The organism is Arenimonas sp. (genome assembly GCF_036275555.1).
Lineage (GTDB): Bacteria > Pseudomonadota > Gammaproteobacteria > Xanthomonadales > Xanthomonadaceae > Arenimonas.
Genome location: NZ_DASUDO010000046.1, coordinates 1 through 24,269 on the forward strand (window position 1 = coordinate 1; position 24,269 = coordinate 24,269).

At 70.4% G+C, this 24,269-nt stretch carries 24 protein-coding genes; 18 read left to right on the plus strand and 6 right to left on the minus strand.

Going from position 1 to position 24,269, the window contains the following annotated elements:
- From minC to VFV21_RS12195, 6 genes are all read left to right on the plus strand, one after another.
- Positions 1 to 417, plus strand: a 417-nt coding sequence (minC, locus tag VFV21_RS12170; RefSeq protein WP_329669689.1) for a septum site-determining protein MinC, incomplete at its 5' end; no start/stop codon positions are given.
- A 27-nt stretch (positions 418 to 444) separates the two neighbouring features.
- Positions 445 to 1,254 carry a septum site-determining protein MinD gene (minD, locus tag VFV21_RS12175; protein ID WP_329669690.1) on the plus strand — a complete coding sequence of 270 codons (810 nt, stop codon included), beginning with the start codon at positions 445 to 447 and terminating at the stop codon, positions 1,252 to 1,254.
- Positions 1,255 to 1,257: 3 nt separating this feature from the next.
- The gene (gene minE, locus VFV21_RS12180; protein WP_329669691.1) at positions 1,258 to 1,530 is read left to right on the plus strand and encodes a cell division topological specificity factor MinE; all 273 of its coding nucleotides are present in this window, start codon (positions 1,258 to 1,260) and stop codon (positions 1,528 to 1,530) included.
- Positions 1,531 to 1,535: 5 nt separating this feature from the next.
- The gene (locus tag VFV21_RS12185; protein WP_329669692.1) at positions 1,536 to 2,117 is read left to right on the plus strand and encodes a hypothetical protein; all 582 of its coding nucleotides are present in this window, start codon (positions 1,536 to 1,538) and stop codon (positions 2,115 to 2,117) included.
- Positions 2,118 to 2,213: 96 nt separating this feature from the next.
- Entirely contained in the window at positions 2,214 to 4,172 is a 1,959-nt protein-coding gene (locus tag VFV21_RS12190) for a M2 family metallopeptidase (RefSeq protein WP_414638578.1), read from the plus strand.
- Between the two features lie 171 nt (positions 4,173 to 4,343).
- On the plus strand, positions 4,344 to 5,414 hold the full coding sequence (locus tag VFV21_RS12195) for an aromatic ring-hydroxylating dioxygenase subunit alpha (RefSeq protein ID WP_329669693.1): 1,071 nt from the start codon (positions 4,344 to 4,346) through the stop codon (positions 5,412 to 5,414).
- A gap of 150 nt (positions 5,415 to 5,564) precedes the next feature.
- Here the strand turns inward: VFV21_RS12195 and VFV21_RS12200 are convergent, their stop codons facing one another.
- Positions 5,565 to 6,785, minus strand: a complete 1,221-nt coding sequence (locus VFV21_RS12200) for a multidrug effflux MFS transporter (RefSeq protein ID WP_329669694.1) — start codon at positions 6,783 to 6,785, stop codon at positions 5,565 to 5,567.
- 89 nt (positions 6,786 to 6,874) lie between these two features.
- On the opposite strand from VFV21_RS12200, the gene VFV21_RS12205 reads away from it, so the two are divergent.
- Complete coding sequence (locus VFV21_RS12205; RefSeq protein ID WP_329669695.1) at positions 6,875 to 8,701, plus strand: ABC transporter ATP-binding protein/permease; 1,827 nt, start codon at positions 6,875 to 6,877, stop codon at positions 8,699 to 8,701.
- Here VFV21_RS12205 and VFV21_RS12210 read toward each other — a convergent pair.
- The gene (locus tag VFV21_RS12210) at positions 8,698 to 8,841 is read right to left on the minus strand and encodes a hypothetical protein (protein ID WP_329669696.1); all 144 of its coding nucleotides are present in this window, start codon (positions 8,839 to 8,841) and stop codon (positions 8,698 to 8,700) included. The genes VFV21_RS12205 and VFV21_RS12210 overlap by 4 nt on opposite strands.
- Before the next feature lie 89 nt (positions 8,842 to 8,930).
- On the opposite strand from VFV21_RS12210, the gene parC reads away from it, so the two are divergent.
- Positions 8,931 to 11,183: a DNA topoisomerase IV subunit A gene (gene parC, locus VFV21_RS12215; protein ID WP_329669697.1), complete on the plus strand. Its 2,253-nt coding sequence runs from the start codon at positions 8,931 to 8,933 to the stop codon at positions 11,181 to 11,183.
- Between the two features lie 9 nt (positions 11,184 to 11,192).
- On the opposite strand, the gene VFV21_RS12220 is transcribed toward parC, so the two are convergent.
- A complete protein-coding gene (locus VFV21_RS12220; RefSeq protein WP_329669698.1) occupies positions 11,193 to 12,089 on the minus strand; it encodes a DUF6683 family protein in 897 nt (298 codons plus the stop codon).
- Between the two features lie 117 nt (positions 12,090 to 12,206).
- On the minus strand, positions 12,207 to 12,755 hold the full coding sequence (locus tag VFV21_RS12225) for a hypothetical protein (protein WP_329669699.1): 549 nt from the start codon (positions 12,753 to 12,755) through the stop codon (positions 12,207 to 12,209).
- 178 nt (positions 12,756 to 12,933) lie between these two features.
- On the opposite strand from VFV21_RS12225, the gene VFV21_RS12230 reads away from it, so the two are divergent.
- From VFV21_RS12230 to VFV21_RS12265, 8 genes are all read left to right on the plus strand, one after another.
- A complete protein-coding gene (locus tag VFV21_RS12230; RefSeq protein WP_329669700.1) occupies positions 12,934 to 14,025 on the plus strand; it encodes a c-type cytochrome in 1,092 nt (363 codons plus the stop codon).
- Complete coding sequence (locus VFV21_RS12235; protein ID WP_329669701.1) at positions 14,022 to 14,432, plus strand: hypothetical protein; 411 nt, start codon at positions 14,022 to 14,024, stop codon at positions 14,430 to 14,432. The genes VFV21_RS12230 and VFV21_RS12235 overlap by 4 nt, the downstream gene beginning before the upstream one ends.
- Positions 14,433 to 14,453: 21 nt before the next feature.
- Positions 14,454 to 15,404 carry a hypothetical protein gene (locus tag VFV21_RS12240; RefSeq protein WP_329669702.1) on the plus strand — a complete coding sequence of 317 codons (951 nt, stop codon included), beginning with the start codon at positions 14,454 to 14,456 and terminating at the stop codon, positions 15,402 to 15,404.
- Positions 15,401 to 15,811, plus strand: a complete 411-nt coding sequence (locus VFV21_RS12245; RefSeq protein WP_329669703.1) for an MAPEG family protein — start codon at positions 15,401 to 15,403, stop codon at positions 15,809 to 15,811. Before VFV21_RS12240 ends, VFV21_RS12245 begins: the two co-directional genes overlap by 4 nt.
- Positions 15,812 to 15,872: 61 nt before the next feature.
- The gene (locus VFV21_RS12250) at positions 15,873 to 16,343 is read left to right on the plus strand and encodes a DUF1456 family protein (protein ID WP_329669704.1); all 471 of its coding nucleotides are present in this window, start codon (positions 15,873 to 15,875) and stop codon (positions 16,341 to 16,343) included.
- Between the two features lie 118 nt (positions 16,344 to 16,461).
- Positions 16,462 to 16,647 carry a hypothetical protein gene (locus tag VFV21_RS12255; protein WP_329669705.1) on the plus strand — a complete coding sequence of 62 codons (186 nt, stop codon included), beginning with the start codon at positions 16,462 to 16,464 and terminating at the stop codon, positions 16,645 to 16,647.
- A gap of 132 nt (positions 16,648 to 16,779) precedes the next feature.
- The gene (locus VFV21_RS12260; RefSeq protein ID WP_329669706.1) at positions 16,780 to 18,897 is read left to right on the plus strand and encodes a toll/interleukin-1 receptor domain-containing protein; all 2,118 of its coding nucleotides are present in this window, start codon (positions 16,780 to 16,782) and stop codon (positions 18,895 to 18,897) included.
- Entirely contained in the window at positions 18,884 to 19,288 is a 405-nt protein-coding gene (locus VFV21_RS12265) for a hypothetical protein (protein WP_329669707.1), read from the plus strand. Before VFV21_RS12260 ends, VFV21_RS12265 begins: the two co-directional genes overlap by 14 nt.
- A 54-nt stretch (positions 19,289 to 19,342) precedes the next feature.
- On the opposite strand, the gene asnB is transcribed toward VFV21_RS12265, so the two are convergent.
- The gene (gene asnB / locus VFV21_RS12270; RefSeq protein WP_329669708.1) at positions 19,343 to 21,013 is read right to left on the minus strand and encodes an asparagine synthase B; all 1,671 of its coding nucleotides are present in this window, start codon (positions 21,011 to 21,013) and stop codon (positions 19,343 to 19,345) included.
- Between the two features lie 93 nt (positions 21,014 to 21,106).
- On the minus strand, positions 21,107 to 21,232 hold the full coding sequence (locus tag VFV21_RS12275; RefSeq protein WP_329669709.1) for a hypothetical protein: 126 nt from the start codon (positions 21,230 to 21,232) through the stop codon (positions 21,107 to 21,109).
- Positions 21,233 to 21,275: 43 nt separating this feature from the next.
- On the opposite strand from VFV21_RS12275, the gene VFV21_RS12280 reads away from it, so the two are divergent.
- Positions 21,276 to 23,675 (plus strand): penicillin acylase family protein, encoded by a 2,400-nt coding sequence (locus VFV21_RS12280; protein WP_329669710.1) that lies wholly within the window; start codon positions 21,276 to 21,278, stop codon positions 23,673 to 23,675.
- 159 nt (positions 23,676 to 23,834) lie between these two features.
- Positions 23,835 to 24,266, plus strand: a complete 432-nt coding sequence (locus VFV21_RS12285) for a hypothetical protein (protein ID WP_329669711.1) — start codon at positions 23,835 to 23,837, stop codon at positions 24,264 to 24,266.
- Positions 24,267 to 24,269 lie beyond the last annotated feature (3 nt).

Consider the following 24,269-nt stretch of genomic DNA (forward strand, 5'->3'; position numbering starts at 1 on the left):
CCGGTCCCGGAACCGCGCGCCGCCGAGCGCCCCAGTGCGCCGCGTGATCCCGCGCCGACACCCCCGGCCCCGATGGCCGAGTCCGAACCGGGCCTCGTCCACGCCCTGCCCGTCCGTTCCGGCCAACAGGTGTTCGCCGCGAACCGCGACCTCACCGTGCTCGCCCCGATCGGCGCCGGCGCCGAGGTGGTGGCGGACGGCTCCATCCATGTCTATGGCGCGCTGCGCGGCCGCGCCCTCGCCGGCGCCTCCGGCTTCACCGGCGCCCGAATCTTCTGCCGCGAATTCCACGCCGAGCTCGTGGCCATCGCCGGGCAGTACAAAGTGCTCGACGACGTGCCGAAGGACCTGCACGGCAAGCCCGTGCAGATCTGGCTCGACAAGAACGACATCCTGCAAATCCAGCCGCTGGCCTGACGGCCACACAAAGACGGAGAAACGACCTTGGCGGAAATCCTCGTAGTCACCTCGGGCAAGGGCGGCGTCGGCAAGACGACCACCTCGGCCAGCATCGCGATGGGCCTCGCCCGCGCCGGCAAGAAGACCGCCGTCATCGACTTCGACGTCGGCCTGCGCAACCTCGACCTGATCATGGGCTGCGAGCGCCGCGTGGTGTACGACTTCGTCAACGTCGTCAACGACGAGGCCAACCTCAAGCAGGCCCTGATCAAGGACAAGCGCTTCGAGAACCTGTTCGTGCTGGCCGCGTCGCAGACCCGCGACAAGGACGCGCTGACCATGGAAGGCGTCGAGAAGGTGCTCAAGGCCCTGGCCGACGAGGGCTTCGACTTCATCGTCTGCGACTCCCCCGCCGGCATCGAGAAGGGCGCCTTCCTGGCGATGTACTTCGCCGACCGCGCCGTGGTGGTGGTGAACCCGGAAGTGTCCTCGGTGCGCGACTCCGACCGCATCCTGGGCCTGCTGGCCTCCAAGACCCGCAAGGCCGAGAAGGGCGAGCGCGTGCAGGAGCACCTGCTGCTGACCCGCTACAGCCCCAAGCGCGTGGAGGCCGGCGACATGCTGTCGATCGGCGACGTGCAGGAAATCCTCGGCCTGGACGTGGTCGGCGTGATCCCGGAATCGCCCGAGGTGCTGCAGAGCTCCAACGCCGGCGTGCCCGTGATCCTCGACGAGACCTCGCCCGCGGGCCAGGCCTACACCGACGCCGTCGCCCGCATCCTCGGCGAGAACCGCCCGATGCGCTTCACCACCGTCGAGAAGAAGGGTTTCTTCTCGAAGATGTTCGGGGGTTGAGCCATGGGCATCCTTGATTTCCTCACCCAGCGCAACAAGAACACCGCCAACGTCGCCAAGAACCGCCTGCAGATCCTGATCCAGCAGGAGCGCTCGATGCGCGGCGCGCCCGACTACCTGCCGCTGCTGCAGCGCGAGCTGCTGGAAGTGATCCGCAAGTACATCAACGTCGACTCCGACGCGGTGAAGGTCGGCCTGCACAAGGACGGCGACAACGAGCTGCTCGACATCTCGGTCGCGCTGCCCGACAAGGCCGCGCCCGCCGCCAACGGCTGATCGCGATGGCGGGCGACGACACGACGGCACCGGCGCCCGCCGGTGCCGTTTCCACATCCGGCGCCGACGCGGCGCCGGTGCTGACGCTGGCCGACGTCGGCTTCGAGGCGCCCGCGGCGCTGCTGGCGCGGCACGGTCTGGCGCTGGCCCGCGTGCCCGACGGCGAGCCCATCCCCGGCAGCTACTGGGGCGAGTGCGAAGCCGGGCTGATCGGAAGCACGGTCCACGCCCGCAGCGACACGCCGGTGCATTCGCTGCTGCACGAGGCCTGCCACCTGCTGGTGATGCCCCCCGAGCGCCGCGCCGCGGTGCACACCGACGCCACCGATTCGGTGCCCGAGGAAGACGCCGCCTGCTGCCTGCAGATCCTGCTGGCCGACCACTTGCCCGGCGTCGGCCGCGACCGCCTGATGGCCGACATGGACGCCTGGGGCTACAGCTTCCGCCTAGGCTCGGCCCGCGCCTGGTTCGAGCACGACGCCGAGGACGCCCGCGCCTTCCTCGCCACCCGCGGCCTCCTGCCCGGCGCCCCCCCTGTAGGAGGGACTTCAGTCCCGAAGCTTTTGGGCGAGAAGCTTCGGGACTGAAGTCCCTCCTACAGGAATCGGCGGCTTGCGGAGGGGCCGGTCGGGGGACTAGCCTTCCGGCACCCTGCGATTGCAGCCGAACCCGGAGCCTTTCCCGTGAAATCCCAACGCGCCCTGCTGGCGCTCGCCATCTCCACCAGCCTGCTGTTCGCCGCCGGCTGCTCCAAGACCGACACCGACGCGTCCGCTCCCGGCCAGGCCGGCAGCACCGCCGCCGGCAGCGAGGACGCCGACGCCTTCGTGGCGCGCGTGAACAAGACCGTCAAGGACATGACGCCGGAGATGACCTCCGCCGCGTGGCTCGGCGCGACCTACATCAGCGAAGACAGCCAGCGCCTCGAGGCCGCGGCGAACGAGCGCTGGCTGGCCAAGAACAACGAGTTCGTCGAACAAGCCAAGACCTACGACCCCGCGGGCCTGACGCCGGCCACCGCGCGTGCCCTGCACCTGCTCAAGGTCAGCGCCTCGATGCCGGCCCCGCGCGACCCGGCCCAGCTCAAGGAACTCACCGACATCGCCAGCCGCCTGGGCGCCACCTACGGCGCCGGCAAGTGGTGCGTGGGCGACGACTGCAAGGACATCGGCCAGGTCAGCGAGATCCTCGCCGACACCGAGGGCAGCAGCTACGACGAGATGAAGGCCGCGTGGGAAGGCTGGCACACCATCGCCCAGCCGATGCGCAAGGACTACCAGCGCTTCGTCGAGCTGACCAATGAAGGCGCCAAGGAAATGGGCTTCGCCAACACCGGCGACGTCTGGCGCGCCGGCTACGACATGCCGGCCGACGCGTTCAAGGCCGAGGCCGACCGCCTCTGGGGCCAGGTGCAGCCGCTGTACGAGCAGCTGCAGTGCTACACCCGCGAGAAGCTGGTGTCCAAGTACGGCGAGCAGGGTTCGGTGGACGGCATGATCCCGGCCCACCTCACCGGCAACCTGTGGCAGCAGGACTGGGGTGGCCTGTGGCCGCTGCTCGAGCCCTACCAGGGCGTGGGCAGCCTGGACATCAACAGCGCGCTGCAGAAGCAGCGTGACGCGATCCTGGCCAACCTGGTCGCCGATGCCGGCGGCATGGGCAAGCTGACCGCGTCGCAGCAGGTCGAGCTCGAGCGCAAGGCCGACCACGAGATGGCCACCCGCATGACCAAGCTGGCCGAGAGCTTCTACACCGGGCTGGGCATGCCGGCGCTGCCGGAGAGCTTCTACGCCAAGTCGATGCTGACCCAGCCGCGCGACCGCGACGTGGTCTGCCACGCCAGCGCCTGGCAGATGAACTCGGATGCCTCCGACGTGCGCATGAAGATGTGCATCAAGCCGACCGAGGAAGAGCTGACCACGATCTACCACGAGCTCGGCCACATCTATTACTACCTGGCCTACAAGGACCAGCCGCCGGTGTTCCAGACCGGCGCGCACGACGGCTTCCACGAAGCCATCGGCGACACCATCGTGCTGTCGATGACCCCGGACTACCTGGCCTCGATCGGCCTGGTGGACAAGCCGGCGGTGAGCGAGGAGGCGGTGATCAATTCGCAGATGCGCATGGCGCTGGCCAAGGTCGCCTTCCTGCCCTTCGGCCTGATGATCGACCAGTGGCGCTGGGGCGTGTTCGACGGTTCGATCACGCCGGACCGCTACAACGCGGCCTGGTGGGAGCTGAAGGCGAAGTACCAGGGCGTGGCCCCGGCCGGCGGCCCGCGCGGCGAGGAGTTCTTCGACGCCGGCGCCAAGTACCACGTGCCGGGCAACACGCCGTACACGCGCTACTTCCTGTCGCACATCCTGCAGTTCCAGTTCTACAAGTCGCTGTGCGACGCGTCCGGCCACACCGGCCCGCTGTACACCTGCTCCTTCGCCAACAACCCGGAAGCGGGCAAGCGCTACTGGGCGATGATGCAGCGCGGCGCCAGCCAGCCCTGGCAGCAAACGCTGAAGGAGCTGACCGGCGGCGAGCAGATGGACGCTTCCGCGGTGCTGGAGTACTTCGCGCCGCTGCAGGCCTGGCTCAAGGAACAGAACGAAGGCAAGACCTGCGGCTGGGACGCCGCCAAGCCCTGATCCGCTGAACCCGTCGCCGGACCCACGGGCCCGGCGACACCGCTCCCCGTAGGAGGGCCTTCAGGCCCGAAGCTCTTCGCGGAAAAGCTTCGGGCCTGAAGGCCCTCCTACCTTGGGCGCCAGGTTCGGGGCGGGAGCCCCCCACATTTCCCAGGATGCATTGAGCCACCCATGAATCCACCGATCCCCGCCACCCTCGCCCCCCAGCCCCTGTCGCACGCGCTCTCGCTCGACGCGGCGTTCTACACCGGCGAAGGCATGGTGCAGCGCGACCGCGAGGCGGTGTTCGCCCGCAGCTGGCAATTGGTCGGGCATGAGACCGCGCTCGCCAACGCCGGCGACCACCTGGTCACCGACGTCGGCGGCATCCCGGTGGTCGTGATCCGCGACACCGAAGGCCGGCTGCGCGCCTTCCACAACGTCTGCCGGCACCGCGCCGGGCCGCTGGCCACCTGCGACGGCAAGGGCGCCAAGGTGCTGCGCTGCAAGTACCACGGCTGGACCTATACGCTCGACGGCGTGCTGCGCAGCGCGCCCGAGATGCAGGCCACCGAGGACTTCAACGTGTCCGACGTGCGCCTGCCGGAGCTGCGAATCGACACCTGGCAGGGCCTGGTGTTCGTCGCCGGCGACGGCGCGGTGTCGTTCGGGGACTTCAGCCGCGGCCTGGACGGCCCGCTGCGCGGCCTGTCGCCGAAGGGCTACGTCTTCCACAAGCGCTTCCGCTACGAAGTGGCCTGCAACTGGAAGATCTACTGCGACAACTACCTCGAGGGCTACCACGTCCCGCACATCCACCCGGGCCTCAACAGCCTGCTCGACTACCGGCAGTACGTCACCGAGTGCGGCGACTGGTTCTCCTACCAGTACAGCCCGCTGGCCAGCGACGCCGGCCTGTACGGCGACGGCGACGCGGTCTACTACTTCATCTATCCGAACACGATGCTCAACCTGCTGCCGGGCCGGCTGCAGACCAACCGCGTGCTGCCGCTGGGCGCGGACCGCTGCATCGTCGAGTTCGACTACTACTACGCCGCGGGCGACGACGTGGCGGCGCGGCACCAGGCCGACCACGACTTCGCGCACCAGGTGCAGGACGAGGACATCGAGATCTGCGAGCACGTCCAGCGCGGCCTCGCCTCCGGCTCCTACGTCCCCGGCCGCCTGAACCCCCTGCGCGAAAACGCCGTCCACCACTTCCACGAACTCCTCCGCGCCGCCTACCGCTTGCAGGTGGACTGAAGAGCGCTTGGACGCGGATTTACGCGGATAAACGCGGATAAGGCAAAAGCGATTGGAGTGGGCTTTCGCCTGTCCTGGCAGCCCACGCAGACCAAACCCAGCCTCTGCTCTATCCGCGTTTATCCGCGTAAATCCGCGTCAAAAAAGCTCTCAAGAGCCCCCACCCGAAGCCAGCCGGGCGCCGTGGGCGAGGTACCAGCGCCAGAGGGCGTAGGCGACGGCGGTGAAGGTGGCGGCGGTGAGGGCGAGCGCCAGGCCGCTGTGGCTGACCAGGGGCGAGAGCAGGCCCGCGATGGCGGCGTTCGAGAGCAGGCCGACGAAGGCCTGCATCGAGGACGCGCTGCCGCGCTGGCGCGGGTACATGTCGAGGATCGACAGGGTGACGATCGGAAACACCAGCGCGATGCCGAACGCGCCCAGCGCCGTCGGCAGCACCGCCCAGGGCAGCGTGGGGGCCTCGGTGAGCGCGTTGTAGCCGATGTTGTAGGCCGCGGCCACGCCGCAGCACAGGAAGCCCCACTCCACCAGCCGGCGCCCGCTGATGCGGCCGGCCGCGCGGCCGCTGGCGAAGGCGCCCAGCATCATGCCGCCGATGGTGGGTGCGAAGAACCAGACGAAGTCCTGCTCGCCCAGGCCCAGCAGGTCCATCACGAAGGCCGGCGCCGAGGCGATGTACAGGAACAGCGCGCCGAAGTTGGCCGTGCCGGCCAGCGTGAGCAGCCGGAAGCTGCGGTTCGACAGCATCCCGCCGTAATCGCGCGCCAACGTCATCGGGTGCAGCGGCACGCGTTGCTCCGGCGGATGGCTCTCGGGCAGGCCCCAGGCCGTGAGCACCAGCAGCAGCACGCCAAAACCGGCCAGGAACCAGAAGATGCCGTGCCAGTTGGAGAACCCGAGGATCCAGCCGCCGATCACGGGCGCGATCGCCGGCGCGATGCCGAAGATCATAGAGATCTGGCTCATCAGCCGCTGCGCATCGTCGCCCTGCAGGCAGTCGCGCACCACCGCGCGCCCCACGATCAGGCCGACGCCGGCGGACAGTCCCTGCAGCGCGCGGTAGACCAGCATCGTCGGCATGTCGTTGGCCAGCGCCGCGCCGACCGAGGCCAGCGTGAACACCACGATGCCCGCCAGCAGCACCTTCTTGCGCCCGATCGCATCCGAGATCGGGCCATGGAACAGCGACATCGCCGCGTAGCCGATCAGGTACACGCTGATGGTCTGCTGCATCGCGACCTTGCCCACGCCCAGGTCGTCGGCCATCACCAAAAAGGCCGGGAACACCGTGTCGATCGAGAACGGGCCGAACATCGCCAGGCCGCCCAGGATGAAGGCCAGCCGCGCGCGCGAAATGGAAAGATGGGGGATCATCGCAAACCAGGGCGGAAAACCGTGCCAGCATACAAGCCCGACCACCCCGCCGCTTGAACCCGGGCGCCCCGACCCCCATCCGAGCGGCCATGACCCACGCCCCGAACGCCACGCCCGAAGCCCCGCCCGTCGCCGAACGCAGCCTCGCGGCGGTGCTGCGCGAACTGGGTCCGTTCCTGAAGCCCTACCTCGGCCGCATCCTGCTGGCGATGGCCTGCCTGGTGGCCGCCAAGCTGGCCAACCTCGGCGTGCCGCTGGTGCTCAAGGCGCTGGTGGACGGGCTGGACGTCGAACCCTCCCTGCTGGTGCTGCCGGTCGGCCTGCTGCTGGCCTATGGCGCCGCGCGCCTCTCGGTGACGATGTTCACGGAGCTGCGCGGCATCGTCTTCGCGCGCGTGATGGCTCGCAGCTCGCGCACGGTGATGCTGCGCGTGTTCCGGCACCTGCACGCGCTGAGCCTGCGCTTCCACCTCAACCGCCGCACCGGCGGCGTGGCGCGCGACGTCGAGCGAGGCGGCACCGCCATCTCCGACCTGCTCGACTGGACCATCTACACCATCCTGCCGACCCTGCTCGAGATCACGCTGGTGACCGCGGTGCTGGTGTGGGCCTACGACTGGGGCTTCGCCGCGATCACGCTGGGCACCATCGCCGTGTACGTGGCCTGGACCTTCCGCGTCACCGAGTGGCGCACGCGCTTCTACCGCGCCGCGGTCGAGGCCGACACCCGCGCCAGCGCCCGTGCCGTGGATTCGCTGCTGAACTACGAGACGGTGAAGTACTTCAACAACGAGGAGCACGAGGCGCGCCGCTACGACGAGCACCTGGTGCAGATGGAAGAGGCCTCGGTGAAGAGCCTCAAGTCGCTCGCGGTGCTGAACCTGGGCCAGAGCGCCATCGTCGCGGTCGGCATCACGGCGCTGATGTGGCGGGCCGCGGCGGGCGTCGCCGCGGGCACGATGACCATCGGCGACCTGGTGCTGGTCAATGCCTACCTGCTGCAGCTGTCGGCGCCGCTGAACTTCCTGGGCATGGTGTACCGGGAAGTGAAGCAGGCGATCACCAACATCGAGCGCCTGTTCGGGCTGCTGGACGAGGCGCAGGAAGTGCGCGACCGCCCCGACGCCCGCGCGCTGGTGACGCACCAGCCGCGCGTCGAGTTCGAGGACGTGCGCTTCGGCTACGACGGCCGCCGCGAGATCCTGCACGGCGTCAGCTTCTCCATCCCCCCGGGCGGCACGCTGGCGGTGGTGGGGCATTCGGGCAGCGGCAAGTCCACGCTCTCGCGCCTGCTGTACCGCTTCTACGAAATCCAGTCGGGCGCCATCCGCATCGACGGCGAGGACCTGCGCGAACTGCGCCAGGACAGCGTGCGCGCCGCCATCGGCATCGTCCCGCAGGACACCGTGCTGTTCAACGACACCATCCGCTACAACATCCGCTACGGGCGGCCCGACGCCAGCGACGCCGAGGTCGAAGCCGCGGCGCGCTCGGCGCACATCCACGACTTCATCCTGACCCTGCCCGACGGCTACGACAGCGAGGTCGGCGAACGCGGCCTCAAGCTCAGCGGTGGCGAGAAGCAGCGCGTGGCCATCGCCCGCGCCCTGCTCAAGAACCCGGCCATCCTGATCTTCGACGAGGCGACCTCGGCCCTGGATTCCGCCAGCGAACAGGCGATCCAGGACGAACTCGACCGCATCGCCGTCGGCCGCACCACCCTGGTGATCGCCCACCGCCTGTCCACGGTGATGGACGCCGACGAGATCCTGGTGCTCGACCAGGGCCGCGTGGTCGAGCGCGGCGGCCACGCCGCCCTGCTCGCCGCCAACGGCCACTACGCCCGCATGTGGCGCCTCCAGCAGCAGGAGCAACCGGCACCGGGGCCGTCGCCGGCCCCCGCGCCGGTGGGCTAGGCCGCGCCCAGCATCGGGCCCACGGCCAGGTAGAGGCCGACCAGGATGATGCCGACGAAGACCAGCCGGAGTACGAAGGCGGTGATCTTCCAGGCCAGCACCAGGCCCAGCACCACCAGGAAAATTCCCAACCAGCTCATACGTTTGCTCCTTGCCTATCGGGGGTCATCCTCCGGCCCTCGGGCCGGTAGAATGACGCCATCGTTACCGCCTTGAGCCTGACCCCCGCATGAGCGAGCCTGCCCGCCCCACCTTCCACGGCTTCGAACAGATCCCGCTGCGCGAGTACGCCGAGCGTGCCTACCTCGACTATTCGATGTACGTGGTGCTCGACCGCGCCCTGCCCTTCCTGGGCGACGGGCTGAAGCCTGTGCAGCGCCGGATCATCTACGCGATGAGCGAACTGGGCCTGGGCGCCACCGCCAAGCCCAAGAAGAGCGCGCGCACCGTCGGCGACGTGATCGGCAAGTTCCACCCGCACGGCGACAGCGCCTGCTACGAGGCGCTGGTGCTGATGGCGCAGCCGTTCTCCTACCGCTACCCGCTGATCGAAGGCCAGGGCAACTTTGGCTCCACCGACGACCCGAAGTCGTTCGCGGCGATGCGCTACACCGAATCCAAGCTCACGCCGATCGCCGAAGTGCTGCTGGGCGAGCTGGCGCAAGGCACCGCCGACTGGGTGCCCAACTTCGACGGCACCCTGCAGGAACCCAGCTGGCTGCCGGCGCGCCTGCCGCACCTGCTGCTCAACGGCACCACCGGCATCGCGGTCGGCATGGCCACCGACATCCCGCCGCACAACCTCAATGAAGTAGTGAGCGCGGCGATCCGCCTGCTCGACGACCCCGACGCCAGCGTGCGCGAACTCTGCGAGCACGTGCGCGGTCCCGACTACCCCACGGCGGCCGAGATCATCACCCCCGCCGCCGACCTCGTGCAGATGTACGAGACCGGCAACGGCAGCGTCCGCGCCCGCGCCACGTGGACGCGCGAGAACGCCAACATCGTCATCACGCAGCTGCCCTACCAGGTCTCGCCCTCGAAGATCATGGAGCAGGTGGCGATGCAGATGCGCGCCAAGAAGCTGCCCTGGCTCGAGGACCTGCGCGACGAGTCCGACCACGAGAACCCGGTGCGCCTGGTGCTGGTGCCGCGCAGCAACCGCGTCGATTTCGAGGCGCTGATGGGCCACCTGTTCGCCACCACCGACCTCGAGAAGAGCTTCCGGGTCAACTTCAACATCATCGGCCTCGACGGCCGGCCGCAGGTCAAGAACCTCAAGGCCTTCCTGTCGGAGTGGCTGCAGTTCCGCACCGACACCGTGGCGCGCCGCCTGCGCCACCGCCTCGAGCGCGTCGAGCGCCGCCTGCACCTGCTCGAAGGCCTGCTGGTCGCCTTCCTCAACCTCGACGAAGTCATCCGCATCATCCGCACCGAGGACGAGCCCAAGCCGGTGCTGATGGCGCGCTTCGGCCTCAGCGACGAGCAGGCCGAGTACATCCTCGAGACCAAGCTCAAGCAGCTGGCGCGCCTGGAGGAAATGAAGATCCGCGGCGAGCAGGACGAGCTGGCGAAGGAGGCCGAGAAGATCAAGGGCATCCTGGAGTCCAAGGCCAAGCTCAAGAAGCAGGTCAAGGACGAGCTGCTGGCCGATGCCAAGAAGTTCGGCGACGCCCGCCGCTCGCCGCTGGTGCAGCGCGAGGCCGCGCAGGCCATCAGCGAGACCGAGCTGGTGCCCAGCGAGCCGGTGACCGTGGTGCTGTCGAAGAAGGGCTGGATCCGCAGCGCCAAGGGCCACGACGTCGAGGCCGCCGCGCTGAGCTACCGCGACGGCGACGGCCTGCTGCAGGCGGTGCGCGGGCGCAGCACCCAGCAGGTGGCCTTCCTCGATTCCACCGGCCGCAGCTATTCGACGCTGGCGCACACGCTGCCCAGCGCGCGCGGCAACGGTGAGCCGCTCAGCGGCCGCTTCGCGCCGCCGGCGGGCGCCAGCTTCGTCGGCCTGGCCGCGGCGGACAACGAGGCGCGCTATGTCGTGGCGTCCAGCTGGGGCTATGGCTTCGTCACCAAGTTCGAGAACTTCACTGGCCGCAACAAGGCCGGCAAGGCCCTGATCAACGCCGACGACGCCGCCGAGATCCTGCCGCCGGTGCCGGTGGCGGATGCGAAGACCGACTGGATCGTCAGCATCACCAGCGCCGGCCACCTGCTCGCCTTCCCGATCAGCGAACTGCCGGAACTGGACAAGGGCAAGGGCAACAAGCTGGTGCAGATCCCGCCGGCCAAGCTGAAGTCCGGCGAGGAAAAGGTCATCGCCGTCGCCAGCGTGAAGCAGGGCGGCGAGCTGACCATCTACTCGGGCCGCCAGAAGCTGGTGCTGGGCTGGCGCGACCTGCAGGCCTACGAGGGCGCCCGCGCCAGCCGCGGCAACCTGCTCCCGCGCGGTTTCACCAAGGTCGATCGCGTGGACAGCGGCGGATAGCCGTGCCAATCAGGGCCGGCTGCAGGTCTGGTCTTCGCCGAATTTCAGGCTGTCGCCATTGACGCTGGCCACCATGCCGTTCATGTCGGTGCCGGAGAATCGCAGCGTGTCACCGGACCGCGACACCGTTCCGCCGCCGCCGGTCGTGCGGTAGCGGTTGCCGGCGATCTCGAAGCGGACGCCCGGCACCGGCTGGAAAATCATCATCGAGTTGCCGCCCATCCCGGGCACGAGCCGCGGCGACAGCACCATGCACTCCCACTGGCCATCGAGGCCGCCGGAAACGGCGGCCTTGGGCGCGGAATGCGCCGGAGCCGGAGCCGCCGCCCGGGCGGCCGACGGGGCGTCAACTGCGCCGCCCGACAGCATCGCCACCAGCGCCTGCGGTTCGGACTGCAGGAGCGCGCGGCTGTATTCCCCCGCCAGGGTCCGGGCCTGCTCCATCTGCTCCCGGTTGCCGGACTGTTGGCCATCGACGTACAGCAGCAAGGGCAAGCTGGCGCTGGCAATCATCGTGTTGTAAAGCACGGCCTTGTCCCGGTCGGAAACCCCCGCGAGATCCGCGGCCATCGCCTCGCCCAGTCGGGAGAACAGCCCGTCCTGCGCCGCGGCATCGGGCGCCTGGCCAGTCCAGACATGGCTCGTGCTGCTGATGAAGAAGGTGTACGCGCCGGCGACGTTGTTCTTCCACCCTTTTGCGGCATTGGGCCGCTCGAACAGCTCGGTCTTCGCCACGGTGATGGCGTCCAGCAGCTGCTGCCGTTCCTCTGCGTTGCTGCCCAGGTCGTGGACGACGTCCCGCAGCGAGGTGTCGCCGGGCGGAGGCGTGAACCGCACGGAGGCCACCACCTGGTGGGTGCCGGCGGCCAGGAACAGGAGGATCGACGCTAGGACGAGCTTCTTCATGGCTTTCACCTGGATCGCGCGCACGGGTTGGGGTGGCAGGGCCTTCGGGCCCGCCATGGAGAACGGCGCGCGCCGCCAGATCCGGACGCGGGAGCGGCCCCGGTTTCCGGACTCGGCTCAGGACGAGGCTTGCCCCGCCGCGCGGCGGAAGAGATTCGCGGAGGCCAGCCACAGCCCGCACATCACGACGGTGAATACCGGCACGAAGCCCAGCCCCGCCAGCCACGCGTACGCGAAGACGCCAAGCTGTGCCGCGGCGGTAGCCACCATCACCCACGCCATCGGCCGCGGACGAAGCAGCACCAGCAGCGAGCCGACGAGGGCGAATGCGACCACATAGAAGAACAGGTCATTGGCCGGGTTGTTCTCGTTGCCGATGATTCCCACGGCCAGGTTCGCCCAGGTGGTCAGGAAGCCCGCGGCAACGGCCACCCCGGCGGCGACCATGTAGGCGTTGGTGCGGGCGATCCGAGCGGCGACCTCGTAGGCCGTGCATGCCACCAGCAGCATCACGCCCATCACGATGAAGTCGCCGGCGTTCCAGTCCACCTCGTCGGTGAACTGCATCGCCAACAGCGGCAGCAGCAGCAACACCGCCGCGCCGCCCCACACCACCGCCCGCACGCCGTTCCGGCGCAATTGGTCTTGCTCGAGGATGCCAGCCATGTCGATCTCTCCCTGGTCGATGCCACGCCCGGTCGGGTGGCCTCGGCAAAGCATGGCAAGGATATCTGGCTTTTCGCGGGCAATCGTGGGGCCATCCGCGGGCCGCCGGGCATCCGCGTCCCGGCCGGGGCGCCCCGGCGCCGGCGTTATAGTCCGCAGGACCCGACCGGAGCCACCCATGCGCCTGAACGCCTTCGCCCGCCGCCTCCCTGCGCTGCTGCTGTTGGCCGCGCTGGCGCCCTTGCCCGCGCTGGCGCAAGGCGCGCCGCCCCTGCTCACGCCCGAACAGAGCCAGGCCGCCGCGGCCCGCTACCAGCAGTACTGCGCGCTCTGCCACGGCCCCGACCGCGCCGGCCACGCCAACGACCACGCGCCTTCGCTCAAGTCCGCATCGCTGATCGCCACCGGCACCCCGGTCGTGATCGGCGAAGCCATTGCCTACGGCCGCCCCGGCACGCCGATGGGCGCCTACCACGTCGAAATGGGCGGCCCGCTGACGCGCCAGGAAATCCGCGAGTTGGCTTTCTGGCTGATGGACATGGCGCCCACCGACCCGATCGAGGTCGCCGACCGCGTCGAGGGCGACCTCGCGCTTGGCGCCGAGGTCTACGCCCAGCACTGCGCCAGCTGCCACGGTGCGCAGGGCGAGGGCGGCACCGGCACCGCGCTGGGCAATGCCACCATGCTCGCGCTGACGCCCGACGGCTTCCTGCGCCACGCCATCGAGAACGGCCGCGAGGGCACGCCGATGGTCGCGTTCAAGGATGTGCTCAGCCCCGTACAGATCGACGGCGTCACCGCCTTCCTGCGCAGCCGTAGCGCGGGCTGTGAGGTGCCCGAACCGAAGTTGCACACCCCGCCGCCGCTCGATGCCTACGTCATCAACCCGGATGCGGCCGCGCCTTCCTTCACCCTCACCGAGGGCCTGTACGTCAGCGCTGCCGAACTCGACCGCGAACTCAAGGCGCGCAAGCGCATGGTGCTGCTCGACACCCGCGTCACCTCGATGTGGGAGCGCGCCCACATCGAAGGCGCCGTGCCGGGCCCCTACTACGCCAGCCGCGAGGAAGTGATGGCGAACCTGCCCACGGACGGCACCTGGATCGTGGCGTACTGCGAATGCCCGCGCGCCGCTGCTGAATCGGTGGTGCGGCGACTTCGCGAGGCCGGCGTGCAGAACACCGCCGTGCTCTGGGAAGGCATCCAGGGCTGGGTAAGCCTGGGCTACCCGGTCGTGCAGGGCCAGGCCGCGACGCCGCCGACCCCATGACCAAGGCGATGGCCGCCCCGGGGCTGGCGTGGATGCTGGCGTTTGCCGCCGGCCCGGCGCAGGCGAGCGGTTCGCCGATCGGCGACGAACTCGGATTCTTCGTGGCGTGGATGGGCCTGGCCGCGCTGCTCTTCGCGGCCAGCCTGGTGCTGGCGATCCGTCGTGCCCGGCGGCGCGGCGCGCGTTCCGGCTGGCTCCATCTCGGCGGCGCGGTGCTGACGCTGCCGGTCGGCGCGATGCTGTCGCTCGCGCTGCTCTCAACGCGGTTCGGCGCCAGCCTGTCCACGATCGGTTCGATCCTGGCCGCCACGCTGCTGCCCACGCTGGCGCTGTGGCTTGCCTATCTGGCGGCCATGCATTCCGACGACCAGCGCGAAGGGAAACGCGCCTGGAAGTCCACCCGCTGAGCACCCGGGGATCTGCGCGCCATGGACATCAAGGACATCCTCGCCGGTCTTCTCAGGCCCAACCCGGCGGCGTCGAAGCCCCGCGGCGAGATCTTCGAGCCCGGCGACGGCTACTGGTACTACCGGCCCACGCTCGACTTCCCGCCCAAGAGCACGCACGACCCGGACGATTACGAGGGCGGCGAGCGCCTCTGCGTCAACTTCACCCACATGAACCTCGGCGCCGCCGAGCGCCGAAAGCTGGCGTGCCGCTGGTATGACTGTTTCCCGACGCTGGACCGGGTACGTATCGCCTGGATCGGGGGCTCGGTATCGCAGGAAACGTTCGAGGCCGTTTGCCGTTTGCCCGCGGTCGAGGGACTGCACATCAGGATGAGCGCGATCACTTCGCTCACACCGATCCGCCAGCTGCAGACCCTGACCCATTTCCATCTGGGCAGCGGGCCTTCGGCACAGGGGTTGGAAGCCTTGGCCGATTTGCCGGCCCTGGTCGACCTGGAGATCAGCAACGTCCGTGCCGCCGGTGACCTGGGCTTCTTCGCCGGCATGGACAGACTCAAGGTGCTCGCGCTCAGCGGCGATTCCAACAGCCTCAAGCCGCTGAAGATCGGCACGCTGGCGCCCCTGGCCGGCCTGGCCTCGCTGGAGCGGCTGTCGCTGACGACCGTGCAATTGGCGGACGGCTCGCTCGAACCGCTCGCCCGCCTGCCCCGGCTGACGCGGCTGGACCTCTCGAACCAGTTCCCGATTGAGGAAGTCGCCCGCCTCGCCGGCCGCCGCCCCGACATCACCTGCGACCGCTTCGTCGCCAGCACCGGGCCGGTATCGTGGATGGCCTGCAAGACCTGCCGGCGGAGATCGATGCACCAGCTCACCGGCAAGGGCAAGGCCTGGCTGTGCGAACACTGCGATGCCGCGCGGTTGGCCCGTCATATCGCCGATTTCAATGCCCTCAAGGAGTCCGCTGCATGAACCCCACCCTGTTCACCCTCACCGCCTTCATTGCCTGGACGCTCTTCCTGCTGGTGCTGATGGAGGCCATGCGCTCCAACCTGGTGCTCACCCGCCAAGTGGCGCCGACCGGCTTCACGCCCGACAACGCCGGGCTGTCGCCCTTCATGCAGCGGCTGGCACGCGCGCACGCGAACTGCCTCGAGGGCCTGCCGATCTTCGGCGGCCTGATGCTGGTGGCGCTGGTGAGCGAGCGCACGGCGGTCACTGATCCGCTGGCCTATGCCTTCCTCGCTGCGCGCGGGCTGCAGTCGGTCACCCACCTCGCGTCGGCGTCCGCCACGGCGATCACGCTGCGATTCACCTTCTTCGCGGTGCAGATGGCGATCGGCGCGGTTTGGACCTGGGGCCTGCTGGCCGCGGCCTGAGGCCGGGCGCGGCTGCTATCCTGCGCACCCCGCCGGCCCCGGCGCCCCGCCCGGAACCCCGATGATCAACAACGACGTCCTGCGCAGCGTGCGCTTCATGCTCGATCTCGCCGACGCCACCATCATCGAGGTCGCGAAGCTGGCCGACCCCGGCTTCGACCTGGTGCGCGACGACGTCGCCGCCTACCTCAAGCGCGAGGGCGAGGATGGCTTCGAGGAATGCCCCGACGACGTGCTGGCGCATTTCCTCGACGGGCTGGTGATCCACTACCGCGGCGTCGACCCGGCGCGCCCGCCGCGGCCGGTGGAAAAGCGCATCACCAACAACCTCGTGCTGAAAAAGCTGCGGGTCGCGTTCGAACTCAAGGACGGCGACATGCACCAGGCCTTCGCCGACGCCGGCCACCCGGTCTCCAAGCCGGAACTCTCGGCGTTCTTCCGCCAGCCCGGCCACAAGAACTACCGCGCCTGCGGCGACCAGCTGCTGCGCAACTTCCTCAAGGGGCTGACGATGCGCAGCCGCGGGGTCTGAGGCGCCACGCCGCCCGGCCGTCGCACCGGCAAACTGAACCGCCCCACCGGCAAGGCTTGCATCGCCGCCGGGCAAGGCCTAGCTTGGCCACGCCCCCCGGCCCACCACGAGGTCCCCCATGAAGCTGCTCGCCATCGCCCTGTCCGTCCTCGCCCTGTCCGCCTGCGGCACCATCGTCGCCGGCCAGCCCTATCGAGGCGGCGACACCGTCCTGCTCTGCCACAAGGGCAAGAAGACCATGGAGCTGCCTGCCAGCGCCGCCCAGGGCCACCTCAACCACGGCGATCGCTACGGCCGCTGCTGAGCCCGCGGCGCGGCGCCCGCGCCTCCCCACCCTCACCGCCGCCATCGCCTGATGGCGTAGGATTGCGCGAGCCCGGCGCCGGGCGGTCCACCGCCTGCGCCGGCCGAGTCGTGTGCCAGGGGTGGGGACCGCATGGCGACGGAGAAGCGTTACCGCGCTTTCATCAGCTACAGCCACGCCGACGAAGCGGCGGCCCGCTGGCTTCAGCGCGCGCTCGAAGGCTATCGCCCGCCGGCCAGCCTGCGCGCCAGCCACCCGCACGTCCCCGCCCGCCTCTACCCCGTCTTCCGCGATCGCGACGAGCTGGCCTCGGCGCACGATCTATCCGACGCCATCCGCCACGCGCTCGATGATTCCGACGCGCTGGTGGTGGTGTGCTCGCCGGCGGCGGCGGCGTCGCGCTGGGTGGACGAAGAAATCCGGTATTTCCGGGCTTCCGGCCGCGGCCACCGGATCTTCTGCTACCTGGTGGCCGGCCAGCCGCGGCCCGAGTCGCCGCAGTGCGCGTTCCCCGCCGCGATGCTGCGCGACGAACACGGCGAGCTGCTGCACGAGCCGCTGGCCGCCGACGCCACGCCTGCCGGCGACGGCCGCCGCAACGCCATGCTGCGCATCGCCGCCGGCCTGCTCGACGTCGGCGTGGACGAACTCAAGCGCCGCGACGCCCAGCGCCAGGCGCGCTTCTGGGCCGGCATGGCCTCGGCTTCGCTGCTGGTGGCGGCGGTCACGGTCGGCCTGGCGGTCTATGCGTTCAAGTCGCGCCAGGAATCGGAGCTGCGCCGGCAGCAGGCCGAGGCGCTGATCGGCTTCATGCTTGGCGACCTGCGCCAGAAGCTCGAGCCGATCGGCAAGCTCGACCTGCTCGATTCGGTTGGCGACGAAGCCATGGGCTACTTCACCACGCTGGGCGAGCGCGGCACGCCGTCGGAGCTGCTCGCGCGCGCAGTCGCGCTCAAGCAGATCGGCGACGTGCGCTTCAACCAGGGCCAGCTCGAGGCCGCGCTGGCCTCGTTCGAACAGGCGCTGTCGCAGGCCCGCCAGCTGCACGAGGCCGAGCCGGAGAACAACGACTACCTCTACGAGCTCGGCCAGGCCGAGTTCTGGGTCGGCTACGTAGCCTGGGAGCGCGGCCAGCTCGACAAGGCCGACGAGGCGATGCACAACTACCTGCGCCACAGCCTGGCGCTGCGCCACCGCCAGCCGGACAACCCGGACTACAACCTCGAGCTGTCCTACGCCTACTCCAACCTCGGCAGCCTGGCCCGCGCGCGCGGCGACGCCAAGACCGCCCTGGCCTACTTCGGCCTATGCCGCGAGATCACCGAGCAGGAGCTGGCCAAGTCGCCCGGCGACCCGGCGCTGACCATCGCGCTGGCGGAGACCTGGTCCTGGATCGGCTCGACCACCTTCGACGACGGCGACCTGCAGGGCGGCGAGCGCGGCTTCGCCGAGGTGACGCGCCTGCTGCAGCCGCTGCACGAGCGCGGCGACGACGTCCACGCCACCGACCTGCTCGGCCGGAACCTGATCTTCCAGGCCAACGCCCAGCTGGAGCTGGGCCGGGTGGACCTGGCAACCGAACACATCGCCCGCGGCGAGGCGATCTTCGCCGGGCTGGTCGCCCGCGATCCGCAGAACGCGGCGTGGTCGCGCAGCGCGCACCGCGCCGGCCTCACGCGCCTGGGACTGGCGGCGCCCGCGCAGTGGTCGGCGGCGCAGTCGGAGGCGCTCGACGCCCTGGTGGCCGGGCTGGCTGGCCTGGCGACGCAGGACCCGACCAATGCCGGCGTGGTGCTCGACCTGGCGCAGGCGCTGCGGCTGCAGGCGCTGCGGGCGCTGGCCACCGGCGACACCGCGGCGGCCGCGGCCGCGGCCGGCGATGCGCACCGGCGCATGCAGGCCCTGGTCGCCGGCACCGACTACTCGGCCCAGCGCCTGGTGGAGCTGGCGCGGGTGGCCGAGGTGCTGGGCACGGTGCAGTCCGCCCGCGGCGACCACGCCGCCGCCCGCGCCACCTGGGCCGGTGCCGCCGACCTGCTCGACCGCCAGGCGCACCGGACCTTCGAGTTCAATCCGGTCCGGCGGCTGCTGGCCATCAACCTTGGCCAGTCCGCGGAGCTTGCCGCGTTGCAAGGAGTGCTCGACCAGGCCGGCTACCGCGATCCCCGAATGGAGCCGTCCTACACCCTCACCGGAACTTTCCGGCCAGAAGAAGACACGACAAGAGGACCCACCCATGCGACGTTCTGAACTGGTTCCGCGCCTGCTCTTCGCCGGGCTGCTTTCGCTGCCCGCGCTTGCCGCCGCCCAGGGCGGCCCCGACTTCAAGGTAGGACTCGACCCCGAGACCTGCGCGTTCTCCGGCGGCAGCGACGGCGCCGGCAACGTCGAGGCCGACGCCGGCAGCGGCAACAAGATGATCCAGGTGCGCCTGGACGATCCCCGCGACTGGGGCATCGCCGAGGTCCGCTTCGACGGCGACGGCGCCGACCAGATGGTCCATGCCGGCGGCGGCGAGGCGCACGTGGTAAACATCTTCAACCGCAACAGCGGGCCCGCCGACGTGAAGTACTCGGTCGTCGTGCAGAACAAGGCGACCGGCGAAACCCGCGACTGCGACCCGCGCATCATCAACCGCTGAGCGCGCGCCGCGGCCCCCGTGCCGCGGCGTGTTGAACGCACGCCGCGGCGGCCCTCACACCGCGGCGCGGTGCACGCCCGCCACCGCGCGGCCGGACGGGTCGGCGGCGGCGGCGAACGCCGGGTCCCAGGCGATGGCCGCCGGCGAGGAACAGGCGATCGACTTGCCCCCCGGCACCGTGCGCGCGCAGGCCTCGCCCGGGAATTCGCGCTCGAACAGTTCGCGGTACCAGCAGGCCTCGTGGGTCTGGGGCGGGTTCACCGGGAAGCGTCCCCCGGCCGCCGCCAGCTTTGCGTCATCGACCACGGTCGCGGCGTGTGCCTTCAGGCCGTCGATCCAGCCGTAGCCCACGCCGTCGCTGAACTGCTCCTTCTGCCGCCACAGGATGGCGTCCGGCAGCGCGCCGGCGAAGGCCTCGCGCAGCACCGACTTCTCGATGCGGCCGGGGCCCGCCATTTTCGACGCGGCATCCATCGCCATCGCCACGTCCAGGAATTCCAGGTCCAGGAACGGCACCCGCGCCTCCACGCCCCAGGCCATCATCGCCTTGTTGGCGCGCGCGCAGTCGAACAGGTGCAGCGCGTCGAGCTTGCGCACGCACTCCTCGTGGAAGCTGCGCGCATCCGGCGCCTTGTGGAAATAGAGGTAGCCGCCGAAGATCTCGTCCGCGCCCTCGCCGCTGAGCACCATCTTCACGCCCATCGCCTTGATGCGCCGGGCCAGCAGGTACATCGGGGTGGCGGCGCGGATGGTGGTGACGTCGTAGGTTTCGACGTGGCGGATCACCTCCGGCACGGCGTCCAGGCCTTCCTGCAGGGTATAGGTGAAGCCGTGGTGCACCGTGCCCAGCGCCTGCGCCGCGATTTCCGAGGCCGCCAGGTCGGGCGAGCCCGGCAGGCCGATCGCGAACGAGTGCAGTCGCGGGTACCAGGCCTCGGCGCGGTCGTCGTCCTCGATCCGCCGCCGGGCGAAGCGCGCCGCGCAGGCGGCCACCAGCGAGGAATCCAGGCCGCCGCTGAGCAGCACGCCGTAGGGCACGTCGGTCATCAGCTGGCGGTGCACGGCCTGCTCCAGCGCACCGCGCAGCACGGCCGGCGCCACGGCGGCGCCGAGGGTGGCGTCGTGGTCGCGCCACGCGCGCTCGTGGAAACGCAGCAGCGCGCCGGTGGCGCTGTCGAACACGTGCCCGGGCGGGAACACCGCGACGTCCGGGCAGTGCCGCGCCAGCGCCTTCATTTCCGACGCCACCCACAGCCGGCCGTCGCCGTCGTGGCCCCAGTACAGCGGGCAGACGCCCATCGGGTCGCGCGCCACCAGCACGCGCCCGGCATCGGCGTCCCAGAGCGCGAAGGCGAAGATGCCGTTGAGGCGCGCGATGCCGGCGGTGCCCGACTCGCGGTAGAGCGCGTTGATGACCTCGCAGTCGGAGCCGGTCTGGAAGTCGTAGGGCGTGGCCAGGCCGCGCGCCAGTTCACGGTGGTTGTAGATCTCGCCGTTCACCGCCAGCGCCAGCCCGCCGTCGGCCGAGCGCAGCGGTTGGGCGCCGCCGGCCGGGTCGACGATGGCCAGGCGCTCGTGCACCAGCAGGCAGCGCGGCTCGGCGAACACGCCCGACCAGTCGGGCCCGCGGTGGCGCTGGCGCGCGGACAGGGACAGCGCCAGCGGCCGCAGTGGACGCAGGTCGGCGCCGGGGCGCAGGTCGAACACTCCGAGTATCGAACACATGGGACGGGCTCCTGGTGGGTTTTTGGCGACGCAAACGGAAACGGCCCGCACTTCGTCAGTGCGGGCCGTCGTGGACTGGGGGGCTGGGTTTAGCTAGCGCGCCAAGTCGTCGACCCGCGGACGGGGACGATTGTTGTTATTGGCGTTGTTGGCGTTCGCGCAGGCCGGTGCGACCCGGGTCGGGTCGGAGCAGCGGGCGATGGCGAGGCGGCAGGACATGGGCCATCCTAGGCACGGTCTCCCTTCGCAAGCAACCCACGCCATGCGCAAAGCCGTCCGTATCCTTTCCCGCCTGCTCATCGTCCTGCTGCTGTTGGGCCTGGTCGCGGCGGGCGTGGCGTGGTGGCTGGCGCGCGGCAGCCTGGCCACGCTCGACGGCGAGCTGGCGCTCGAGGGCCTGGCGGCGCCCGCGACGGTGACGCGCGACGCGCTCGGCCTCGCCACCGTGGAGGCGGCGAACGAAGCGGACGCGGCCCGCGCGCTCGGCTTCCTGCACGCGCAGGAGCGCTATTTCGAGATGGACCTGCTGCGGCGCTCGGCGGCCGGCGAGCTCTCGGCGCTGTTCGGGCCGCTGGCGCTGGAGCGCGACAAGGAAGTGCGCGTGCATCGCCTGCGGGCGCGCGTGGACGACTCACTGCGGCAGATCGCCGGCGACCGCCTGCCGGTGCTCGAGGCCTACCGCGATGGCGTCAACGCCGGCCTGCTGGCGCTTGAGCGCAAGCCCTGGCCCTACTACCTGCTGCAGGCCGAACCCGAGCCGTGGACCGTGCCGGACATCGCGCTGGTGGGCTATGCGATGTTCTTCGACCTGCAGGACGAGACCAACTCGCGCGAGCTGGCGCTGTGGCGCATCCGCGAGGTGGTGCCGGCGCCGCTCTACGACCTGATCGCCACCGACGGCAGCGAGTGGGACGCGCCGCTGGTCGGCGCCGCGCGCGGCAACGCCGTGCTGCCCGGCCCGGACGTGCTCGACCTGCGCACGCTGCCCATGCCCGGCGAGGGCAACGGCTACGACGTGTCCGAACCGGCCGCGCCCGGCAGCAACAACTTCGCGGTCGCCGGCTCGCGCACCGCCGATGGCCGCGCCATCGTCGCCAACGACATGCACCTGGGCCTGCGCGCGCCCAACCTGTGGTTCCGCGCGCGCATGAAATACCCGGACGCGCGTGCGCCGGGCGGCCAGGTCGACGTCAGCGGCTTCACCCTGCCCGGCATCCCGGCGGTGATCGTGGGCAGCAACACGCACGTGGCCTGGGGCTTCACCAACAGCTACGGCGACTGGCTCGATTTCTACCGCGTCGAGTTCACCGACGCCGACAGGCTCAAGTACCGCGTGCCCGACGGCGTCGCCGCGCTGCGCGTGGCCAGCGAATGGATCCAGGTGAAGGGCGGCGACCCGGTCGAGCTCAAGGTGCGCGAGACGCGCTGGGGCCCGATCACGCGCGAGCTCGACGACGGCAGCGCGCTCGCGCTGCGCTGGACGGCGCAGCTGCCCGGCTCGCTCAACTTCGGGCTGGCCGACCTGGCCTGGGCCGGCAACCTCGACCAGGGCCTGGCGGTGGCCGACACCGCGGGCATCCCGGCGCAGAACCTGATGATGGCCGACCGCCACGGCCGCATCGCCTGGCGCCTGACCGCGCAGATGCCGGAGCGCGCCGGGGCGTGCGCGCCGCAGGCGCCGCTGCGGGTCGCCGACGCCTGCCGCTGGGCCGGCTGGCTGCCGTCCACCGAGAATCCGAGCGTGGTCGATCCCGCCGACGGGGTGCTGTGGACCGCCAACGCGCGCGTCGTGGACGGCGAGGCGCTGGCCCTGGTCGGCGACGCCGGCTACGCCAACGGCGCCCGCGCGAGGCAGATCCGCGATTTCCTGCGCGAAAAGCCGGTGCTGTCGGAGCAGGACCTGCTGGCCCTGCAGATGGACGACCGCGCGCTGTTCCTCGCACGCTGGCACCAGCTGCTGCTCGACGAAGCCGCGCGCAGCGGCAGCGCCGACCTGCAGGCGATCGCCGCCGCATCGGCCGACTGGAACGGCCGCGCCAGCGTCGACAGCGCCGGCTACCGCCTGGTGCGCGGCTGGCGCCTGGCCGTGGTCGAGCGCATCCAGAACGGGCTGACGGCGCCGGCCCAGGCCGCGCTGGGCGAGGACTTCGTGATGCCCGACCTGCCGCAGATGGAAGCGGTGGCCTGGCCGCTGCTGCAGTCGCGGCCGGAGCACCTGCTGCCGCGCCGCTTCGAAAGCTGGGAAATGCTGCTGGCCGACGCCGCGCGCGAGCTGCGCGGCGAACTCGAGGCCGCCGGTCCGCTGGCCGAGCGCCGCTGGGGCGAGCGCAACACCGCGCGCATCTGCCACCCGCTGGCGGGCGCCCTGCCCGGCCTGCTGCGCGGCCCGCTGTGCATGCCGGCCGAACCCCTGCGCGGCGACGGCCACATGCCGCTGGTGCAGTCGCCCGGCTTCGGCGCCAGCCAGCGCATGGTGGTTTCGCCCGGCCGCGAGGCCGAAGGCTACGGGCACATGCCGGGCGGCCAGAGCGGCCACCCGCTGTCGCCCTTCTGGGGTGCCGGCCACGCGGCCTGGGTTCGCGGCGAGCCGACGCCCTTCCTGCCGGGCGAGCCGGCCCATCGCCTCGCCCTCCGGCCGGCAGGCCCGGCCCCTGAAATGTGAACAAGTTCACATTTTGATGAAGGAAAGCTGACAGGCGTCACGAATTGGGCCATAAACGGTCCACTGCCCGGCAAGCTCCGCCGGCGCAGCGACGGGTGGATCGCCGTCAGGGGGAGCGATCCGCCTCACCGACTTCTTTGCACGGCGAGGTGGATTCACATGCAACTTCTGATCGTTTTACTGACGCAGTGGCGTCGCGCCATGCTCGCCCGCCAGGCCGCGGCCGTGCGCCAGGCCGTGCTGGCGATGAACGCCGAGCAGCGCAAGCAAACCACCGACCTCACCCTCGCCGAGATCCAGGCCGCGGCGCGCCTGCCGATGCCGCACCTGCATGGCGACAGCGAAGCCACGCCCTATCGTCCCTGGACCCCGGTCGCCGCCGTGGCGGCCGCGCGCGCCAAGGACCGCTCGATCCAGCTGCGCCAGCGCAGCATCGCGCTCTGGCTGGCCGTGGTTTACCACGAGACCCGCGGCACCCCGAACGAGGGCCTGATGGCCGTGCACCGCGAGGTGTTGGGCATCCTGCGCGAACTCAAGGACCACAAGCCCACCGTGGCCGCCGAACAGGCCTGGTTCAACCAGGCCGCCTGAGCA

Coding starts and splice junctions, on each gene's coding strand:
- VFV21_RS12225 (WP_329669699.1), bottom strand. CDS start 12,755: ATGGCTGGCATCCTCGAGCAAGACCAATTGCGCCGGAACGGCGTGCGG.
- VFV21_RS12205 (WP_329669695.1), top strand. CDS start 6,875: ATGACCCACGCCCCGAACGCCACGCCCGAAGCCCCGCCCGTCGCCGAA.
- VFV21_RS12220 (WP_329669698.1), bottom strand. CDS start 12,089: ATGAAGAAGCTCGTCCTAGCGTCGATCCTCCTGTTCCTGGCCGCCGGC.
- VFV21_RS12240 (WP_329669702.1), top strand. CDS start 14,454: ATGGACATCAAGGACATCCTCGCCGGTCTTCTCAGGCCCAACCCGGCG.
- VFV21_RS12280 (WP_329669710.1), top strand. CDS start 21,276: ATGCGCAAAGCCGTCCGTATCCTTTCCCGCCTGCTCATCGTCCTGCTG.
- VFV21_RS12185 (WP_329669692.1), top strand. CDS start 1,536: ATGGCGGGCGACGACACGACGGCACCGGCGCCCGCCGGTGCCGTTTCC.
- VFV21_RS12250 (WP_329669704.1), top strand. CDS start 15,873: ATGATCAACAACGACGTCCTGCGCAGCGTGCGCTTCATGCTCGATCTC.
- VFV21_RS12285 (WP_329669711.1), top strand. CDS start 23,835: ATGCAACTTCTGATCGTTTTACTGACGCAGTGGCGTCGCGCCATGCTC.
- VFV21_RS12255 (WP_329669705.1), top strand. CDS start 16,462: ATGAAGCTGCTCGCCATCGCCCTGTCCGTCCTCGCCCTGTCCGCCTGC.
- VFV21_RS12195 (WP_329669693.1), top strand. CDS start 4,344: ATGAATCCACCGATCCCCGCCACCCTCGCCCCCCAGCCCCTGTCGCAC.
- parC (WP_329669697.1), top strand. CDS start 8,931: ATGAGCGAGCCTGCCCGCCCCACCTTCCACGGCTTCGAACAGATCCCG.
- asnB (WP_329669708.1), bottom strand. CDS start 21,013: ATGTGTTCGATACTCGGAGTGTTCGACCTGCGCCCCGGCGCCGACCTG.
- VFV21_RS12210 (WP_329669696.1), bottom strand. CDS start 8,841: ATGAGCTGGTTGGGAATTTTCCTGGTGGTGCTGGGCCTGGTGCTGGCC.
- VFV21_RS12245 (WP_329669703.1), top strand. CDS start 15,401: ATGAACCCCACCCTGTTCACCCTCACCGCCTTCATTGCCTGGACGCTC.
- VFV21_RS12260 (WP_329669706.1), top strand. CDS start 16,780: ATGGCGACGGAGAAGCGTTACCGCGCTTTCATCAGCTACAGCCACGCC.
- VFV21_RS12200 (WP_329669694.1), bottom strand. CDS start 6,785: ATGATCCCCCATCTTTCCATTTCGCGCGCGCGGCTGGCCTTCATCCTG.
- VFV21_RS12230 (WP_329669700.1), top strand. CDS start 12,934: ATGCGCCTGAACGCCTTCGCCCGCCGCCTCCCTGCGCTGCTGCTGTTG.
- VFV21_RS12265 (WP_329669707.1), top strand. CDS start 18,884: ATGCGACGTTCTGAACTGGTTCCGCGCCTGCTCTTCGCCGGGCTGCTT.
- VFV21_RS12235 (WP_329669701.1), top strand. CDS start 14,022: ATGACCAAGGCGATGGCCGCCCCGGGGCTGGCGTGGATGCTGGCGTTT.
- minE (WP_329669691.1), top strand. CDS start 1,258: ATGGGCATCCTTGATTTCCTCACCCAGCGCAACAAGAACACCGCCAAC.
- VFV21_RS12275 (WP_329669709.1), bottom strand. CDS start 21,232: ATGTCCTGCCGCCTCGCCATCGCCCGCTGCTCCGACCCGACCCGGGTC.